This window comes from Pseudanabaena biceps PCC 7429, from assembly GCF_000332215.1.
Taxonomy (GTDB): Bacteria; Cyanobacteriota; Cyanobacteriia; order Pseudanabaenales; family Pseudanabaenaceae; genus Pseudanabaena; species Pseudanabaena biceps.
Window position 1 is genome coordinate 1 of record NZ_ALWB01000095.1, and the last position, 18,942, is coordinate 18,942.

General features: G+C 42.9%; 14 protein-coding genes and 1 pseudogene. 3 read left to right on the forward strand and 12 right to left on the reverse strand.

The window, feature by feature from the left end; all coding sequences use genetic code 11:
* Positions 1–72: 72 nt before the first annotated feature.
* The 4 genes from PSE7429_RS11970 to PSE7429_RS11985 form a co-directional block, all read right to left on the reverse strand.
* Positions 73–1,005: a methylenetetrahydrofolate reductase gene (locus PSE7429_RS11970; protein WP_009627456.1), complete on the reverse strand. Its 933-nt coding sequence runs from the start codon at positions 1,003–1,005 to the stop codon at positions 73–75.
* Between the two features lie 102 nt (positions 1,006–1,107).
* Complete coding sequence (gene darG / locus PSE7429_RS11975) at positions 1,108–2,160, reverse strand: type II toxin-antitoxin system antitoxin DNA ADP-ribosyl glycohydrolase DarG (protein ID WP_009627457.1); 1,053 nt, start codon at positions 2,158–2,160, stop codon at positions 1,108–1,110.
* 4 nt (positions 2,161–2,164) lie between these two features.
* Entirely contained in the window at positions 2,165–2,827 is a 663-nt protein-coding gene (gene darT, locus PSE7429_RS11980; protein WP_009627458.1) for a type II toxin-antitoxin system toxin DNA ADP-ribosyl transferase DarT, read from the reverse strand.
* A 132-nt stretch (positions 2,828–2,959) separates the two neighbouring features.
* Entirely contained in the window at positions 2,960–3,793 is an 834-nt protein-coding gene (locus tag PSE7429_RS11985; RefSeq protein ID WP_009627459.1) for a hypothetical protein, read from the reverse strand.
* A gap of 24 nt (positions 3,794–3,817) precedes the next feature.
* Here PSE7429_RS11985 and PSE7429_RS11990 point away from each other — a divergent pair, with 24 nt between their 5' ends.
* Positions 3,818–4,474 carry an alpha-ketoglutarate-dependent dioxygenase AlkB family protein gene (locus PSE7429_RS11990; protein ID WP_009627460.1) on the forward strand — a complete coding sequence of 219 codons (657 nt, stop codon included), beginning with the start codon at positions 3,818–3,820 and terminating at the stop codon, positions 4,472–4,474.
* A 69-nt stretch (positions 4,475–4,543) separates the two neighbouring features.
* Here PSE7429_RS11990 and PSE7429_RS11995 read toward each other — a convergent pair.
* The 5 genes and pseudogenes from PSE7429_RS11995 to PSE7429_RS12015 form a co-directional block, all read right to left on the reverse strand.
* Positions 4,544–4,687: pseudogene (locus PSE7429_RS11995) on the reverse strand (toxin-antitoxin system HicB family antitoxin); the annotation flags it as partial.
* A gap of 13 nt (positions 4,688–4,700) precedes the next feature.
* Positions 4,701–4,979 (reverse strand): type II toxin-antitoxin system RelE/ParE family toxin, encoded by a 279-nt coding sequence (locus tag PSE7429_RS12000; protein ID WP_009627463.1) that lies wholly within the window; start codon positions 4,977–4,979, stop codon positions 4,701–4,703.
* A complete protein-coding gene (locus tag PSE7429_RS12005; protein ID WP_009627464.1) occupies positions 4,976–5,197 on the reverse strand; it encodes a hypothetical protein in 222 nt (73 codons plus the stop codon). The genes PSE7429_RS12000 and PSE7429_RS12005 overlap by 4 nt, the downstream gene beginning before the upstream one ends.
* Positions 5,198–5,269: 72 nt before the next feature.
* Positions 5,270–8,755 carry a ribonucleoside-triphosphate reductase, adenosylcobalamin-dependent gene (gene nrdJ / locus PSE7429_RS12010; RefSeq protein ID WP_009627465.1) on the reverse strand — a complete coding sequence of 1,162 codons (3,486 nt, stop codon included), beginning with the start codon at positions 8,753–8,755 and terminating at the stop codon, positions 5,270–5,272.
* A gap of 543 nt (positions 8,756–9,298) precedes the next feature.
* Positions 9,299–10,999 (reverse strand): ShlB/FhaC/HecB family hemolysin secretion/activation protein, encoded by a 1,701-nt coding sequence (locus tag PSE7429_RS12015; protein ID WP_009627466.1) that lies wholly within the window; start codon positions 10,997–10,999, stop codon positions 9,299–9,301.
* 322 nt (positions 11,000–11,321) lie between these two features.
* On the opposite strand from PSE7429_RS12015, the gene PSE7429_RS12020 reads away from it, so the two are divergent.
* Both PSE7429_RS12020 and PSE7429_RS12025 read left to right on the forward strand, forming a co-directional pair.
* Positions 11,322–13,766, forward strand: coding sequence for a two-partner secretion domain-containing protein (locus PSE7429_RS12020; RefSeq protein ID WP_052017704.1), 2,445 nt, complete (start codon positions 11,322–11,324; stop codon positions 13,764–13,766).
* A gap of 8 nt (positions 13,767–13,774) precedes the next feature.
* Complete coding sequence (locus PSE7429_RS12025) at positions 13,775–16,213, forward strand: CHAT domain-containing protein (protein ID WP_083888402.1); 2,439 nt, start codon at positions 13,775–13,777, stop codon at positions 16,211–16,213.
* Positions 16,214–16,450: 237 nt separating this feature from the next.
* On the opposite strand, the gene psbV is transcribed toward PSE7429_RS12025, so the two are convergent.
* The 3 genes from psbV to PSE7429_RS23620 all read right to left on the reverse strand — a co-directional run bounded on the left by psbV (position 16,451) and on the right by PSE7429_RS23620 (position 18,436).
* Complete coding sequence (gene psbV, locus PSE7429_RS12030; RefSeq protein ID WP_009627469.1) at positions 16,451–16,942, reverse strand: photosystem II cytochrome c-550; 492 nt, start codon at positions 16,940–16,942, stop codon at positions 16,451–16,453.
* 437 nt (positions 16,943–17,379) lie between these two features.
* Complete coding sequence (locus PSE7429_RS12035) at positions 17,380–17,628, reverse strand: hypothetical protein (protein ID WP_009627470.1); 249 nt, start codon at positions 17,626–17,628, stop codon at positions 17,380–17,382.
* Complete coding sequence (locus PSE7429_RS23620) at positions 17,597–18,436, reverse strand: FecR domain-containing protein (protein WP_009627471.1); 840 nt, start codon at positions 18,434–18,436, stop codon at positions 17,597–17,599. The genes PSE7429_RS12035 and PSE7429_RS23620 overlap by 32 nt, the downstream gene beginning before the upstream one ends.
* Positions 18,437–18,942: the final 506 nt, after the last annotated feature.

The following is an 18,942-nucleotide window of genomic DNA, read 5'->3' on the forward strand; positions in this document are numbered from 1 at the left end:
TTGCGAAGCAACGCTTTCAAAAATTTCCTTGGTTTGGGTTTGAGCGCAAAGCGCTGTAAAACTTGGTGACAGCTATAGCAGGGCAATTCCTGCGCGATCGAGGATCTCAGGAATTAGGCGTTCGGCTTTAATAGCCATAATATGTACGCCTTGACAGATTTGCCGCGCCGTTTGAATTTGCTCCGCCGCGATCGCCATGCCTTCCTGTAGTGGCGACTTAGCCTTAGCCAAGCGATCGATAATGCGATCGGGTATTTGTACTCCAGGCACAAATTTATTTAGGAAAATTGCATTTTTAGCAGATTTAATTAAAAATATTCCCGCCAGAATTGGTTTATCCGATTGATTGGCGATCTGATTGACAAATTTATCGAGGCGTTCAAAATCGGTAATTAATTGACTTTGAAAAAATTGTGCTCCAGCATTAATCTTGCGTTCAAAGCGTTTTTGCAAACCCGACCAGCTAGGCGATTGAGGATCGACGGCGGCTCCTGCTAAGAAATCTGTACCTTGATTGGGCAATACCTTGCCATTGGCATCCAATCCTTGATTTAGCTTCTGAATTAATTGCAATAGGCGTACCGACTCATAATCAAATACCGATCGCGCATCGGGATAGTCTCCTGCTTTTACAGGATCGCCCGTAAGCGCCAAAATATTGGTAATCCCTAAAGCGGCTGCCCCAAATAGATCGCCCTGTAGGGCAATTCGATTGCGATCGCGGCAAGCTAACTGACAAATGGTTTCTATGCCGATTTGTTGTTGAATTAAAACTGAGGCAGCCACTGGGCTCATGCTCATCACCGCCCGACTGGAATCAGTAATGTTCACGGCATGGACGCGCCCCTTGAGCGATCGCGTCTGGGCGAGCATATGGGTGGGGTCGCTGCCCTTGGGTGGTGACACCTCGGCTGTGATTAAAAATTCTTTATTGGCGATCGCCTTGCGGAATTTGTTAAAAGTTGGCTCTGGTTTCTCAAATACTGACTGGGGCGGCTCGATCATGCGAAACAAAATTATTAAAATTTTTTAAGATTGCCTGATTTTAAACCATTGCGATCAATTAACGCCCCTACTCCTGCGATCGGTGACTCAATTTTTCCTGAGTTAAGCTCTTGCCTCATTGCTTAGCCAAGCAGCCTCATGCAATCGCTCCCACGCTAGATGAATATGACGGGACTCAAACATACGTTTTCTCGTATTCCAGTCATAGATCTTGGCGACAGCTAATTCTGCTGTTGTCGCTTCTTCTCGCGTGGCAACCCAATGCACTGTTGATAGTAACTCCATTCCAAAAGTTGTTTCAAATCCTTTAATCAGATCGGCAACACGATCAAACCTGAGCCTTGTGGACTCATGCTCTGCAAGAAAGTTTTCGGCTTGCTCAAAAGCATTAGAAATCAACTCTAGTGGCTTGTCTGGTCGATCTTCAGCATCGCCATAACCACTGATAAAATGCCCCTCAATATAACTGAGAACATGGCGTAGATTTTCAGCATAAGGTCCATAGGGAGCCTTTTGATAATTTAGGCGTAGAGGTTCGCCAGCTTCTTGCATAAAGTACATAAGCTTATGCACTTCTAACAAGGTAACGGTAGGGTCCATAACAGCAGATAAGTAGCGGCGCATCAGTCCTAAGAGAGCAGCTCGTCCCACAGTCATATTGGGGACTTTACTCTCTTTGACCATTGACTTAGCTTGAGGCGCACCTATAGGCTCAAATAGCAAAACAACTACTTCTGGTAGGGAATGAAAAGCTTCAATAATTAGTGGTCGCACATCTCCCCAGTTGAGTCCGCCTAAACCACAACCTAATGGAGGAATTGCGATCGAGCGAATCTGATGTTGCTGTACCACATTTATTAAATCTTCTAGCCCAGCTTTAATGTCTTCGATGTGGCTTTTGCCTTTCCAGTGGCGCTTAGTAGGAAAGTTGATGATGAAGCGAGGTGCATATAGACGATTAAGGTCATGTACAAACATTTTGCCAGCTTGCACTTCGTTAGCTTTGCAAGCAGTTTCATAAACCTTAAAATTTTCTGGAAAAGCTTTTCGGAATTGTAGTGCAATACCACGACCCATAACGCCAACACAATTGACTGTGTTAACCAACGCTTCAGCGTCAGCTTTGAGGATGTCACCTTGGGTTAGCTCAATCATGGGTTTAGCGTCTGCTATCAAAGTACCAATTAGGTTCTACGGCTATAACGGGTTTGTGGGCGACATTTGCTAAAGTAGTCTTAACCTTTGTTGCCATCGTACTATTGATTATCCCAATTTTTTCGATCAATGTCCACGGAAAGACATTAAACATCAAAAACTCCGCTTGTTTGCCTTCCTTGATTTTAGCGTCACGAAAATCTGAAGAAGAAACAGCGCCCCAGTCAATCTCGTTAAGTTTAGAGGGGTGATTGTAAAAGTTAGTCAAGCGAGAACCTGCATTACCATTACTAAAAGCCCAACTTACGCCGTTTGAGTTTGCCCAATTAATGACTTTATGGAAATCGGCTTGCAGATGAACTATCGGTTGTTGACCTCCTTTATAGCTAATATCAGGATGGTTTCCCATGTGCAGCATATAAAGCATTATTGAACGTGGACAGAAATAAAACGGCACATACTGTCCAACCATTGTCTTTGGATGACATGGGACTTCTATCTCTTTGAGTCTTCTTTCTTTGATAGTGGACATCCCCACCAATGAGCAAGAAAGATCTCTTGCTATGCGGGTTGCATCTGAAACTAAGCCCATATTGGCTGCAATATTTGGCAGATTGTCGATATGGGTAATGTGATAAATCTTGGGACTGGGGGGAACTGATGCCATTTAATTACCCAAATTGTTGTGGCGCATCATTTCGATGATCGCTTCAAAAGGGAGAGATAAATTTACGGTTACTTACGTTGTCAGCATAGAAAGATATTTTTATCTCTTTTGCCCCCATAGCAACTCATCGGATTAAGTTTTACGAGCAATTCTGTATGCAACATTAGCTCTTATTTTTGGAGAGCCAAATTTTTTATAATATTCTCCGAGATCTTTCTTTTCTTCATGAATAGGAGCAAGTATATTTTCTCGTCTACTTTTTAAAATCTCAACACCAAACTCATCAGCCAATTCATCAAACCAATCATAAAACTCTGGGATATTGTTATCTACAAATAGAAAAAGAGCGCCAGACTTTGCTTTCTCAAACAAGTTAGCAAAAAACTCGTCAGCTTTATCTCGAAGAGCTTGAACTTCAGACATAAAGTAAATCATTGTGAATAAATCAGATGACTGGAAATAATTTTTTAAAGACTGCCAATCTTCAGGTTCAGTAACATCGATAGAGTTATAGGAGGTAGAAATACGAAATTTTGGGTCAACCATGTTGTCAACTCCTTCCCAAGAATCAAGCCAAGCTTTTTCCTTATCACAAATTTTAAAGCTCACCCTAGGATTCTTGCTATTAAGCATTAAATATTTCAAGATTCCTAAAAAATCGCTGCCAGGTCCTCCCCCTAAACAAGTCACGGTTACTTTTTCTTTATCAAAGAGAACACTTAAGTCACTACTTTTGTCAATAATTGTGTTAACTAAATTTGCATGAGATGTAACATATGCGTAGATATAGGCAAATCTAGTAATTGGATGACTATAATCTATAGTTACACCTGTAAGAAGTTTAGAATATTGATCACGTAGATAAACCAAAGCCTCTGAAATCGATTCATCTTTTTCTGATTCATTTCCTTCAATTTGATTATATGCTTCGTCAAGAACAAATTTGATGATTTGAAAACAATTCACTTTTTTACTCCTAGTAATTTTGATATGGAATGCAGTGACTCTAAATATAAGCAGTTTTCTTTTTTGGATGATCTTTTTGGAGACATCCAAAAAAGTCAAGGTAAAGCATTTTCATTGCCTGATGCTGACATAATACTACATCAAAGTTTCTTTCGTGAAGATGAAAGTGATCAGATATTTGATAATTTATATAACAACATTGCATGGGTACAGGAAGATACTATTTTGTATGGCAAAAAAATTGCTTTGCCTAGACTGACTGCTTGGTATGGAGACAAGGGAAAAACCTACACATATTCTAAAATTAAGATGACACCCCAACCTTGGATTGCTATTTTAGAAAATATTAAATCTCAAGTTGAAAGGGTATGTAGTGCAAAGTTTAATAGTGTTTTACTGAATCTATATCGTAATGGGTCAGACAGCATATCTTGGCATAGCGATGATGAAAAAGAACTTGGTGAGAATCCAACAATAGCTTCTCTAAGTTTTGGAGATACTCGTTCTTTTATGCTCAAACACAAATTCAAAAAAGACCTCAAACTTGATATTCAATTAACGCATGGAAGCCTATTAATAATGGGAGGTAAAACTCAGCACTATTGGCAACACCAAATACCAAAAACTCGCACATCATATAAACCAAGGATTAATCTTACTTTTAGAAAGATTTTGAAGTAAAACATAATACTAATTTGCTCTCTACCAGCAGTCGGATTGAGATTTACAAAATAGATTTGCGATAATTTCTTAAATTGCTGGGATCTTGTCATAGGCTTCTGGCTCAACATCAGGGACTTTTGCCAAGATTGCCTCATACTTTGCTCGACTACCCCTCTTAGCCCGTTCACTGAGATAACTTTCCGTCATCAGCGCTGACAACTTTTCAGCGATTAATTTTAAACGTCTAGTAAACTTCATCATGAGATCCTACATTCAGTAAAAGGATATTTTCAGGGTTAGTATCTTGAACAAACTCAAACAGTATTCGATATTTATAATCCACAGAACAAGACCAAACATCCGATAAATCACCAATCAGTTTATGAGTTCTGAGACTAGGATGAAAAGGATCTTCTGTCAGTTGACGTAAAGTTTGTTCAAGTTGTGGTCTTAGCTGTGGATTCTTACGGATTAGCTTTTTAAAAGCCCTCAAAGATTTAGCCGTCCAATTAATATTTCTCAACGATCTAGCTCCGCTAAAAAGTCATCAACCGAACCACTCTTAAACTTACCTGCCATAAATTCTTGCCTCACTTCTTGTACTTCCTGCACAATTTGATGCCGTTGACGTAGTTTCAAGCGATTATGCAAAACATCAAGTAACGCTAACTGATCATCTATAGACAAAGACTCGATCGCATTTAATGCTTCTTGAAATCCTGATATTTGTTGAGAGAGCATATAAGTGTTTACTACAAGTTTTGATCGCTATTGTAGCAACACCTATATGCCCTATATCTTATTTTCTGCGATCTATGGCTTCTGCTCAGGGAACATACACTTATCAGAATCGCAACCCGCAGGGCCCGCATCCATCAACTCACCCGAATCATAACGCAACAAACTCGCGTAAAAATCATCAGACTTGCGACGTACTAGCACCTCAGCACTGAGCTTCTCATAAGTAGCCTTATCGATTGGCTCAAAGGGCAACCGAGGGAATGTTTGCAGGTCATCAAAACGTGCCAACAGCGCCGCCGAGATATAACCCTCATCATCACGAATTGCTTCGTAAATCTTCTTCCCTAAAGGCTCGATTTCATGCTCCCGTAACTCCAAGGTTGCGGAAGTATTATGACGGGTGTAATGCTTCTGCACCTGCATATAGAAATCAAACTGCGCCATCACATCGAACTTACTGATGTCTACCTTGTCAGCACCGTCAAGGTCAGCCCAAGATACGCTTACAGGAATCTCCACCAGCCATTCCGTACATCTCGGATCGAAAGGATCATTGAGCAATTGTCCATTCTCATCCTTATCCGATTGCGAAGGAATGATGCTATAGCCATAGTCCATGCAAGCCCGCGCCACAGGATCTTCCTTACGGAAAGTGATCCGACGGATAAATCGCTGTGCCTTCGGAGGATGCCACCCTGGGGAAGCACCAGTCAGTAAGGATTTTGTGCCTGCTGGCTGAACTGTCGTGCAACGATTCGGGCGGCGTAAACCATGCGAATCGCAATATTCCCAAACCGTCTGATGCACAATCTCACGCCAGCGATTTAGATAATCAGCTTCCTTCTCTTTGAAGTCTAGCCCTTGCACAGTGTCAGGACGACCTGCTTCCCACCAGCGCAACCATTCCACACCAAAGGCATGAACGAAGAAGTCAAATAGACCAGTGAAAGATACGCCCACAATTGGGTCAACTTCACGACTAAATTGATAGCGCTCTTCATTGAAGCGATGATTGAGCAACGCCGCAACCGACAAAGCACCTGCCTTAAAGGCTTCTTCTTGTTCTTTCTCATTGCGAGGATTAAGTTGATTTAGATGAATTTCGGATAAATTACAGTGAAAATTCGCCCCCAAAATTTCACCGCATGGATTCAATCCATAGCGCTGAAACCTTTGATTTAACTCATGTTCAGAGATATCAGGTTGTCTGATTTTCAACCATTCTTTGCCTTCTCCTTTCACATAAGCCGCTAAGAAATCACGCTTGAGTTCGGTCGTTATAATCAAGTCAGCATTAGAGCGTGCGATCGCCTCACCAGCCCATTGAATTGCCCCTTCACCCGAATAATATTGTTTACGAACGGCATCCACACATTCCTGTTCAGTCGGTTTGCGATGGAATACTCTCGTGTGGTTCGCCATTCTCAAAGCATCGCGTTCAGGATCAATGCGCCAGTTACCAGTTTCATCCTGCTGCCAGAGATTATCCTTTGCAACAGAACCTAACGCATCGTCTGAAGAGAATTGCCTCATTCCAGCACTGTTTGAAACAAGAATACCTTCACAAACAAACTCGTGAATAGAAGCAACTTCGATATCATAAGTATGGGCAACTCTTACATCAAACTCAATAGATTTAACTTTTACAGGAATTAAATCCGTGCATTCAGGAATATATTTCTTCACTGTGAGTGCAGGCATTTGTTTGTGAACTGCACCCCAATGATATTGATAGGTATTTACAATTGGTCTAACCATTGATTTTGGAAATCCATGATCATTAAATGACTTAGGACGAGTCTTCTGACTGTGAGCAAAACGTAATGAGTAATTGGAAAACAATTGAGCCGTTTTATCAAAGGCTACTTCACCAACTGTAACTAATTCGCCTTCCCATTTACCTGTACGCTTGCGCGTAGAATGACACAACCTAGCTGTGATCCCTAATGAAGCATAGATTGATTGAACTTGACGCAAGAAATCAGAATGTACTGATGCAACTAATACACCTTGACTAAAACAACCATCAGCATCTGCCAATCCAGCTAGGTATGCTTCGCGGATACTAGCAGTTGCTAATAAAATGCAGTCAGGGACATTAATCGAAGTAAAGGCTTGTTTGAATTGAGATAGATACTGATTGAGCGCACTAGAATTGAATTGCAGTTCAAAAGCTTTCGCTTTAGATTGTTCTGGTGTTCTTAGTGTATGAGTATCTAATCCAAATAGCTCTCCAACAGCGATGAGCTTATCAATGATCTGTTGCTGGTCTTCAGAGATTCGGAATCTTACGCGCCAACCATCACTTCCAACCGAGCCATCACCATGTAAATAACCGATAAAATAGGCGACATCTGCTGTAAGTGCAGGAATAGTGATGCGTTTTGTTTGTGGCGCTAAAGTCCCTTTGAACTCTGGTAATTCAGTCGCAGTACCAGTAATAGCTTTTGGTACAAAGATCAATCGATCATCCGCCTTAAGATCTTTAGCTTTGACCATCCGATATGTACCATACACATCTTCCAAGATAGCTACTTTGTGATCGGGCGTGCATTCAAAATAGCCATCTTCAGTTTTGATGCGGCAAAGTGATTGAGTACCTTGATCAAAGAAGTTAGTAACAGGATAAAATCCCTTACTGGTTAGTACCCGATCGCCGATCCGAATTTTTTCAATTGGTACTAATCCAGATTCGCTGTGAACCAATGCGCCAGCAGGAAGACAACGCCTAATGTTACCTGCCACGATGCAAACGGCGGCTTCATCGATGAGAATGCAGCACTCAACGGAGGTGAGTTGACGACCGATCGCTTTATTTAAAATATTGGCGCAGCGATCGTAGAGCGTAGGCAACTTAACAGGATTTGCCATGCCGCCGAAACCTTTGAGGGCTTCACCACTGGGGCGGACATCGCTGATATCAACGGTGACTTGGACAGGCTTAGCTGCGTCAAACTTTTCATCGCTGCATAGCTCTAATAGCGATTGGTAGGACTTGACCCAACCTTGACGACTATCGCCAACAAAAAACTTGACAGAGTTATTGGCATAGTCAAATTTAACTTCTGTATCGTGGCGGCGATCGCTCACAGGTGTTGCGCCGATCTCACCGATGACATTGACTTGCAATTGGTTACGAATTACAGGCAATTGGCTAATGTATTGAGGCTCTAATACGCCACCCGTACCCGATCCTTGCATGGCGAGATCCATCATCAAGCCAAAGGAACGCCAGTCGATCACATTGGTGCTAGTGCAGTTATAGGAGCCTGAGAAATTTTCGGGGCGATCAACCCAATCCGTACCACCAACCCAGAGCCATCGCCCAGAGGTCAGGGATTTAAGCTGCTTTTGCATTTTGTCGATCAGGTCAGCTTGTTCTTTAGTCAGCTTACCTAGCATCTTTAAACCTGAAAGTGTGCGATCGCATACCTCCGCCCAGCTTTCCCGCTTGTTATTATATTTGCGGCTATAAGTCCTGAAAAATACGGGATAAGCGGCCGGGGCGCTTTCGGGAAATCGAACCTCTTTGTCGAGGCGAATAAATTCTTGCACCATAAAAAATGCTTTTGTTTTAACATTAAGTCAGATAATACCTTAACTCACATTTAGTGCTAAAACCACATAAAAATTATTTGTCACACTATTAGTAGATTTTTGGGTTGCCGCTAAAATTTTTTGTGCGCCCAAAAAGTGGCGATACTCATCTTTTTTTTGCCTGAGTTGCGCATACTTTTATAACTATAGCTACTCAAGTCAGGACATCAAACCCAATAGAGAGTTGCGGCGCTTTGCGCCGCAACTCTCTATTGGGTTTCATTTTTGTCCTAGCATTACTGACTATAGCTATAAAAACCAAACCCAGTAAGGGTTTTCAAAGCTCAAAATAGCGTAGCTATTTTGAGCTTTGGTATAATATCTGATCGTAACGCAAAAAGAAAAGGGTGGATCTATCCTTTGCCGTATTCTTTACAGGACTTTGCACTTATCGCTACTTATCGCTAACTCCAAGTGGAGAAAATAGAGAATAGCGGCGCTTTGCACCGCCATTCTCTTGTCCTAACGCAAACGGCGACAGCGATAAATTCCGATTAAATCCGATTAAAACTGATAGCCCAAGCTGAAATATAGGGCGGACTCCTGTAAATTGGAACCGCGATCGCTGAGATTGACAAAGGGAATCGCATAATCTAAGCGCATGTTTAATTGACTTAAGGGACTATATAGCAAGCCGATCCCCCCGCCTGCTAAAAAGTTCTGACTAGGCAAAGGGTTCGGATTGTTAGGGTGATTCCAGATTGCCCCAGCATCTAAAAAGGGAATGACCTGAAGCAATGGTAGGTTTTGTTCGTTGCGAAGGGCAACTACGCGGGTTTCCAAAGATAAACGGAGCCCATTATCACCCGAGCGGACATTTTGGCGAAATCCCCGTAGTGATTGACCGCCGCCGATGGTAAACTGTTGCGAAGATAGCAAGGGGTCGGCAGCTAATTGCATATCTAGGGAACCAATGAGGAGGGAATCTGCTCCCAAGGTCTGGACTCGTTGCACCTGCCCTAGCCAACTGAGAAAAGCTCCACTAGGGGTTGTGACATAGGTAGAGCCGAATAAACCCGTTCCCAAACTAAATTGCGATCGCAATGACCAAGCCCCCTGAGGATCGCGGTTTGTATAGTCCTGTCCAAATTTGAATACACTGGTACGGCTCGTCCCATCGGACTCAGGACCAATCCCAAAGGGAATAGCGAGATCATTAAAGGCAAATGTCTGACCTTTTTGATAGCCATAACCTAGAGATAGAGCGAATTCCTCGCTAGTTGTTCTGATCAGTGGTTGGCGAAAATTCAGATCAAATAGATTGTTATTACCGCGAATATTCAACAGATCGAAGGGGGATTGGGTAATCCGATAGTTACTCGGTGTATAGCGCAGAGTTAACGTTCCATTCATCGGATTGAGAGGCAAACTGTAGGCAAGATCGTATTGATTAGAGCCCCCCGTAGTCGTACCGTAGTAGGAAGCAGTTAAAGTATCGCCATTACCCGAAATATTCCGAAAGAACAATCCTCCACCATAGCGCTCGGAACCAATGGCAGGAGGAGAATAATTATCGAAAGTTACAAATCCTCCAAATTGATTTGCCTCTGCTACTTTAACGACGAGAATACTACTATCGGGAGAGTTCCCAGCTTTCAGCGTCGCTTCGATATTATTAAAAATGGGATCGGCGCGTAATAGCCGCAACTGCTCCTCCAGCTTTGCCGTATTAAGGGGTGTGCCAGTTCCCAAGGCGATCCGCGATCGCACATAATCGGGATTCGTATTGGTTAAACCTTGGATTTCAATTTTTTCGACATTACCTTCGATCACTTGAATTGTAACTACACCATCAACTATTTGCTGAGGATTGACTACCGCTTGGGATGTAAGGTAGCCGCGATCGACATAGATTTTGGTAATAGCTTGGGCTGCGTCTTTAAGCTGTTGTGGTGTTACCTGTTGTCCTTCTAAAGGTTGGACGATAGGGGCTAGCTCTGCATCTGTTAAGATCGTACTGCCAATAACTGCAACTTTTTTAATCGCGATCGCTTGAGCAATGGGCGATTGGGCTGGAGATCGGGTAATTGGTGATAAATTATTTAGAGAATTATTATCACTTCTTGTGATGCCATGAAACGAAGTGGTTTTGGTATTAATCGTCTCTGCTGCTACTTCGCATCGACTCATGACATGAACAAATCCCATGCCACCAAAGACTAAACATGCCGACAAAGTATGAATAATTGGCTGAAATAGTCTCATACTAGTAACATCAATTTTGCTTTAACAATAATTTCAAACTAATAACTTAAGACTATAAATGCAAGTCCCAAGATTTAGATAAAATATACAACAGTTAATAAAAATTAAAACACTATATCTACAGTATTGTTTAGATAATTAAATGCTATAAATAGCGCATCACTGAAAACTAAGATCGACTTAAGATAGGTCTAGCATAGGGTGAAAACAAGCGATTTTAGTTTTTAATTTAAGCGATTTAAGCGATCTAGGTAATTTAAATATTTAAAGACTTTTTTCATAACGGAGGAGAAAGCCAATGTTTGTTGTTAAGAGTAATTTCATGCAAGTTAAACAGATCGCGATCGCTCTTTTTTTCGCTCAACCTCTGGTGATGGGTGGGGGTGCATTCGCCCAATCAATTGCCCCCACTCAGGGTAATGGCAATTTAGGTACAATCGTCACCCCTGACATCAAAAATGCCCAGCAATTGAATATTACTGGTGGCACGCAAGCAGCCGCAAATCTTTATCACAGTTTCCAGAAATTTGGCTTAAGCCAAGGAGAGATCGCCAACTTCGTTGCCAATCCTAGTATCCAGAATATTTTGGCGCGGGTTGCGGGGGGAAATCCTTCTGTAATTAATGGGTTAATTCAGGTAGGCGGTAATGCCAACCTCTATCTCCTAAATCCTGCGGGAATTATTTTTGGTTCAGGGGCAAGTTTAAATGTCCCTGCATCTTTTACGGCGACAACTGCCAATGGAATTCAGTTGAGCAATGGCTGGTTCGGCATGAATACGGGAATTGATGCGATCAAACAACTTACTGGCAATCCTCAAGCCTTTGGGTTGGCGAATTCAGTTTCGGGACTTCCTCAGAACAATCCGCCAGCGGCAATTGTCAATGCAGGAAACCTCTCCGTTAAGGAAGGTCAAAGTATTACCCTCGTTGGCGGTTTAGTAATTAATACAGGGACGATCGCTTCCCCATCAGGCAAAATTACGATCGCCGCCGTTCCCAATGGCAAATATGTCAAAATCACACCAGAAGGGAGTTTACTCAGTTTAGAATTACCCATCGCGACGCAAACAGAATTATCGACATCGCCGATGCTTGCCAAGGATCTGCCCAATTTACTTACGGGTTCGGCGTACCTCCGCCAGATTACAAAATTAGATATTGATGGTTCGGGAAATTTGCTAGTCTCAGGAAGCGCAATCCCCAATCGGGCAGGCATGGCAGTCGCCTCAGGAAAGCTAGATGTATCTAGCACAACAGCTAAGGGTGGCGAGATTAACGTTTTAGGCGATCGCGTAGGCTTGGTGAGCGCAAAGCTCGACGCTTCGGGGGCGTTCGGGGGCGGTAATGTCCTTGTTGGTGGTGATTTACAGGGAAAAGGCATCGTTCCCAATTCTCAATATACATTTGTGACGCAGGATTCCACTATTCACGCCGACGCAACCAATCAAGGGAATGGCGGCAAGGTCATCCTATGGAGCGATCGCACTACAGCCTATTTAGGCAGCATTTGGGCTAGAGGCGGTAAAATAACTGGTAATGGCGGATTTGTAGAAGTTTCGGGCAAAGAGAATCTGATTTTCCAAGGGAAAGTTGATACGACGGCTTTCCATGGAACCGTAGGAAAACTGCTGCTAGACCCGAATAATATTACGATTAGTAGTAATCCCAGTGATCCTCTAGTGGCAACGCAACTCAATAGTCAAATAATTGCCTTTGCCGATTTTGCTGGCACGGATATTAATATCAACGATGCCGACTTAAGGGGAATTTCTGGCGATGTCATCTTGCAAGCAGCCAACAACATTATTCTTGACAGTACTGCTTCTCTTTTCAATGCCGCCGCAAATTCGATTACCTTTCAAGCCAACAATAATATATTTATTAACGTTCCCGTAGGGGGATTTAGCTTAGGTAGTCCGCTCACTGCGCTCAGTTTTATCGCTGGTAATAATATTAATGTTGATACTAGTGCGATCGATACCAATGCATTCAGCTCTTCATTTCTATTTGGAGTCAAGACTAGTCCGACGCTTTCCTTAACAGCCCAGAATGGCAGCATCAATATTTCGGGTAATTTCATGATCCGCAATAATCCTACCAGTGGAGGGATAACTCTCAATTTGAATGCTCCCAATGGTTCGGTGCTAGTGGATAATGGATTTCTGCGTGTGGGACAGGTAAATGGTGCAACCGATAGCATTGTTAATATTACCGCAGGAAGATTTCGCGTAACTGGCACGCCGATTAATGGTTCGGCAGGATTCATTGCTCAGGATGCCAAGTACAGCATCTACACCTTTGCTGCTAATGCTGGCACGGCTTCTCAGGGTAATGTTTCATTGCAATTTGGCAACCAAGCTCCCATTATCTCTGGCAATGGTGGTAATAATTTAATCAATATTCACCTGCTCTCAGATACGAGTTTTGTGGTTGGGAAAACACCTACCACCAGTGGTGTCGATGGACAAATTGGGATCGGCATTAGTAGCATCCCTCCCCAAGTACTAACCCTGTTATCCGATCGAGACTTTGGCTCTAACGTTAATTTAATTGGCGATAATGCCACAGCTTCTACTTTGAATAGTAATGCGATCGCGGCAGCTCGCACGGCTGAACTACAGGCAAATACTGGCGATGTAAAAAAATGCGAACCCGTCAAGAACAAGAAACCGATTTTAACGCTTACAGCCTCCTTACCCTCTAACGACGCAACTCGTTCCGCGCAGAATTCTAATCCTAATAACTTGCCGCCTTGCCAAGAGTAGGTTGATCGATGAAATGTAAAGCGAAATGTAAAGCCATCCTAATGACGATCGCTAGTGCGTTAATCCTAATGCCAAGCTTATCTGAAGCTTCGGGAATTAGCAATCCTTCCATTCCTAATCCCAGTCAAGAAGAAGCATCTGAAGCCGATCAACTCCTACAGTCAGGGATACAATACTTTCGAGCTCAGCAGTTTGAAAGCGCCTTCGCTAGTTGGCGCAAGGCGCTTGATATTTATCGACAGCAAAGCAATCGTCAAGGCGAAAAAAATGTTTTAGAAGCCTTCGCCAAAGCATCAAAAATGCTCGGTCAATACCAACAGGCGATCGATTACTCTCTGCAATGGCTCGCTTTCGCTAAAAAAATTGGCGATCGTCAGACTGAAGCGGATGCTTTAGGTAATCTTGGTAATAACTATCGTCTTATGGGGGACTATGCTAAAGCTCTGGATGCACAAACTCAAGGACTAATAATTAGAAAAGAACTCAATGATCGGCAAGGCGAAGGACAAGTTCTCGCGAGCCTCGGAAATATCTATTACGATCTCGGTAACTATGACAAGGCCGAAGCTTTGTACCGCCAAAGCCTGAAGATTGCTAAAGAGGTGGGTAATAAACTAGGCGAAGCTTTCTTGCTTAATAGTTTGGGATTATTAGCTGGTGCTGGGGAAGAGTATAAAAAAGCGATCGCCTATTATCAGCAAAGTCTCAATGTAGCTAGGCAAAACGCTTTTAAAGAAGTAGAAGGAAATGCCCACAATAATATTGGCTCAATCCATCACGTTCAACTCCAATATAAAGAAGCGATCGCCAATTACGAGCAAGCGTTAACCATTGCCAAAGAAATTAAAAATCCCCGCATGGAAGGAACCGCTGTGGGTGGTTTGGGATTAGCCTATGTTTTTTTGAAAGACTACGATCGCGCCCTAGCCTTGCAGGAACAAAGCTGGCATCTCGCCAAGCAGATCGGCGATCGCCGCCTTGAGGCACTTACTTTAAGTAATTTGGGCTATACACTTTGGCGATCGCAAAAATACCCCGAAGCCGAACAGAAGTTTCTCACGGCTCTCAGCTTACTCGAATCTTTGCGCTCCGATTTGAGCGATAGCGATAAGGTTTCTATTTTTGACACCCAACTACATGCCTTCAATCTACTCCAGCAGATTATGATCGCGCAGGGCAAACCTGAATCCGCCCTAGTAATTGCCGAACGCGGACGCGCCCGTGCTTTTGCCGAGCTTCTCTCCCATCGGCTGAACTCTGACTCCGCGCTGAAATCTGATCGAGAAAAAGAACGCTTTAATTCGCCCGTTCTCTCCCTACCTTCAATCAGTATTAACGATATTCGTCGCATTGCCCAACAGCAGAACGCCGTTCTGGTGGAATATTCGTTGATTACCGATCCTAGTTTCATCGGTCAGGGCAAGCTCAAAGGAGAATATACCAAGTTGTATATTTGGGTCGTACAACCCTCTGGCGAAATTGCTTTTCGGCAAATCGATCTAGATAGCAACTTTTTGGAACTTATTGTCGATATTCGCAGCATACTCAACGATCCTAGCGAAATTGCCCAAAATCCTAAGGATGTCTTCGAGAAATATCGCCAACTAAAGCAACTCCACAATATTCTGATTCAGCCAATCCAAGACTTGCTACCGCCAGATAGCGACACGAGAGTAATTTTTTTACCCCAAGCGTTGCTATTTCTAGTTCCATTTGCAGCCTTAATTAATCCCCAAAATCAGTTTTTATTAGAGCGTTATACTGTCCAAATTGCCCCCGCCATTCAAGTTCTCGACCTCACCCATCAGATCCGCCAAATGGCTCAAAGGGTTAACTTTCAAGAAATCCTGATCGTGGGCAATCCCACTATGCCAAGTCTGGGCAATCCACCGATCCCATTACCTACTTTGTTAGGAGCCGAAAAAGAAGCCGAGGCGATCGCCACTTTACTCCATACTAAATTTTTAAAGGGTAACGAAGCCACCAAGGTAGAAGTGGTTGCCAAAATGAAAACGGCGCGATTTATCCATCTAGCTACCCACGGGCTATTAGATGAATATCGCAAAGGGGATATTCCTGGAGCGATCGCCCTTGCCCCTAGCGCTCAAGATAACGGATTTCTGACAGCTAGTGAAATTATTCAGATGCGATTAAATGCGGAATTGGTGGTACTCAGTGCCTGTAAAACTGGTCAGGGATTATTAACAGGAGATGGGGTGATCGGTTTATCGCGATCGCTAATTACCGCAGGCGTTCCGAGTGTAGTGGTGTCGCTATGGGCAGTTCCCGACGATCCGACGACTTTGTTAATGACCACTTTTTATCAAAAATTTCTCGCAAACCCGAATAAGGCTCAAGCGCTGCGTCAAGCAATGCTGGCAACTAAAGCGAAATATCCAGATCCAATCGCTTGGGCAGCCTTTACCCTAATTGGCGAGTCTAACTAAACAACTTTTTTACAGCAATTTTCGATCAAACGAACCACAAGGAAATTTTTGAAAGCGTTGCAAAGCAACGCTTTCAAAAATTTCCTTGGTCTGGGTTTGAGCGCAAAGCGCTGTAATATTGGTATAAGAGATAGCTAAAGTGAATCAAATCCCCCAAGATGAGTGGCGGCGCGAAGCGCCGCCACTCATCGAGCGCTTTACCTTGCTATAGCCCGATCGCTTTAAATACTCAGTCAATTAATAATATATTTTGCCACCACCCCATTTGACACCAAAAATTTTAGGCTGAAGTAGAATATGACCTGCAATGCTTTGCAGATCTTCATCAGTGAGATTTCTCATTTCCGGAAAAATATCGGCACTCTTGAGGCTTGGGTGAAGCTCAGAGATTTCTATCTCTCCATCATAGGTAGTAGGATTTTTAAGATAGTCTACTAAACCTTCAATATTATTGCGATTAGGTAAGGCACCTGATAAATCTTGTGGTGAAAGTCCGACGTTTTGGTTAGTTTTGGTTATACCTCCAACATGACATTGAGCGCAAGCAAAATTAAAGAGACGCTTACCTTCTTTAACTTGCTTCAAACTTATAACAATTGTGTCTCCTCTATCATTCAAAGGAACTCTGCGGGTTGCTTCATCCAGTTCGAGAGCCGAAGCTTCACTCACAAATATTTGAAATGAGAAGAGTAAGGTAGCCAAAATTAAACTGATGCATTTTTTTAGCATATTTTTCCTGCAAGAATTTCAAATTTGCCAAAAGGCGATCACCCTATGCTTTATGTCAAATAATACTCAGTAGTTAAGCATAAGTAAACTTAAAACTTAGAAGATTGTACCGATCGCATAGTGGGCGTTACGCTCTCTAGTTTTGGGTTTTAATTATGCTGAAATACTTATGCTGGATATGTCAAACGATAGGGTGCGTAAAAAGCGATCGCTGTAAGCATCATGACTAGGGAACGGGTATTAAAAAGGCTATCTCTTAAAGAAAAGATTACCGATATTGTTCTGAAAAATACTCAAGACTGGGAGCATTACTAGTGAGTAATATTCTCAATGTAAAAGAGTCCCCTAGCGAGTAGGGGAACTATAGACGGAAAACAGACGGAAAAACGCAATCGATCGCGTCCCCTAGCGAGTTGGGGATACCCATATTAGCAACCTTACACCGCCTTGAGTCTAGACATCATTTGCGAACCCTCCGCAAAAAACAGGTAAAAAAATACAAACGCATAAAAGCCTTGAAACCCATTTCCAGCATAGTATCGATAGCTAAAACGCAAAAACGTCATTTCAGCCCCAAACGCCAACCCATCGCAAAGCCATGATACAAAACGACTCAGATCGATGCAGAGCCAAGCATCAGCGATCAAAAAACGACTATGGACGGGAAGGCAGTTTTGGTAAAACATCCTTAATCGGCTCACGGATTGGCAATTTATCCAACTCTTTTCTATCTAGATCTCGCGGTTCTAATTTCTTGATTTCCTTATCGACCTCATCCTTACCACGCTGCTCCAAATTTTTAATCTCCTTCTTGACATCCTCTTTCACATTATTTTTTTTATCCAGAATCAACTTAGCACTTGGGAAAAGCGCTTGAAACTTAGCTTGAACCTTACCCAAACTTGGCAGATCCCTTCTAAACCCCTTTACAGCAGGACTACTCAACAAGCGCTCATACTCCGACTGCGAGATCTTTTGCAATTCCAATCTGCGATCTTTCCTAAAATTACGGAGCCTTTCACCACTCCTAACCAACTGCACCTGCGGATTCGGCTCATTGCGCGTAACCGCCACCTCACCCTCCAAAACTTGAATCTGATCATTACCCTGCTCATCAACTTCCAATAGATAAGTCGTACCACGCACCGCCGCACTGATCGAAGAAGTACATGCCGAGACAGCACCATTGATTAACACACTACCCTTCTGTAATTGAGCGCCACACTTACCCACCGTCAAAAGCGAATTCTTACTAAGACGCGCGATCGCATTATTATTAAACTCTATCTCAGCCCTAGACTCACCCGTCCTGACCTGCTCCTGCGACTTCGCCACATCATTAACCGCCGCCTTGCGATCGCGAATAAAAACCTCATCCCCATCAAGAATTTCCGTCACCTTAGCCGATTGACCATCAACATTCAGTTGATTGGCAGGCGAAGCCGTTGGAGTAGCAACTATCGACGAAGCAGGACTTGACGTAGAGCTAGACATAGGACTAGGCGCAGAGCTAGACGCAGAATTCGACGAAGAATTCGGTGTAGAATTTGGCGCAGAACTAGACGACGGATCATTGTTGCCACAGCTAGCAAGTAACGAAATCAAAATTAGAAGTAGCGCTTTTTTCATATTTACAAGATCTCACAAGGTTTTCGTATCTTGACGGCTCTAAATTTATAGCTATAGCAATCCTAAAACCAAAACCAGAGAGCATAGCGCCCGCACAGTGGGCGCTATGCTCTTCTAGGTTTTAAGTTTACTTATGCCTAGCTACTTATAAGTTGGCTGAGCGAAGCCAAAGCCCGTTTTTCCTACAGAAATATTATTTTTTTATAAATAATCTAGGACTGCTATCCAACCATGTAAATTAAGACATAAAATCCATTCCCAGAGTTGCCGTACTCCACACAACTCCATGAATACAGCGTCTTGCACTTAAATTACAGCAATTATCGATCAAACGAACCACAAGGAAATTTTTAAAAGCGTTGCGAAGCAAC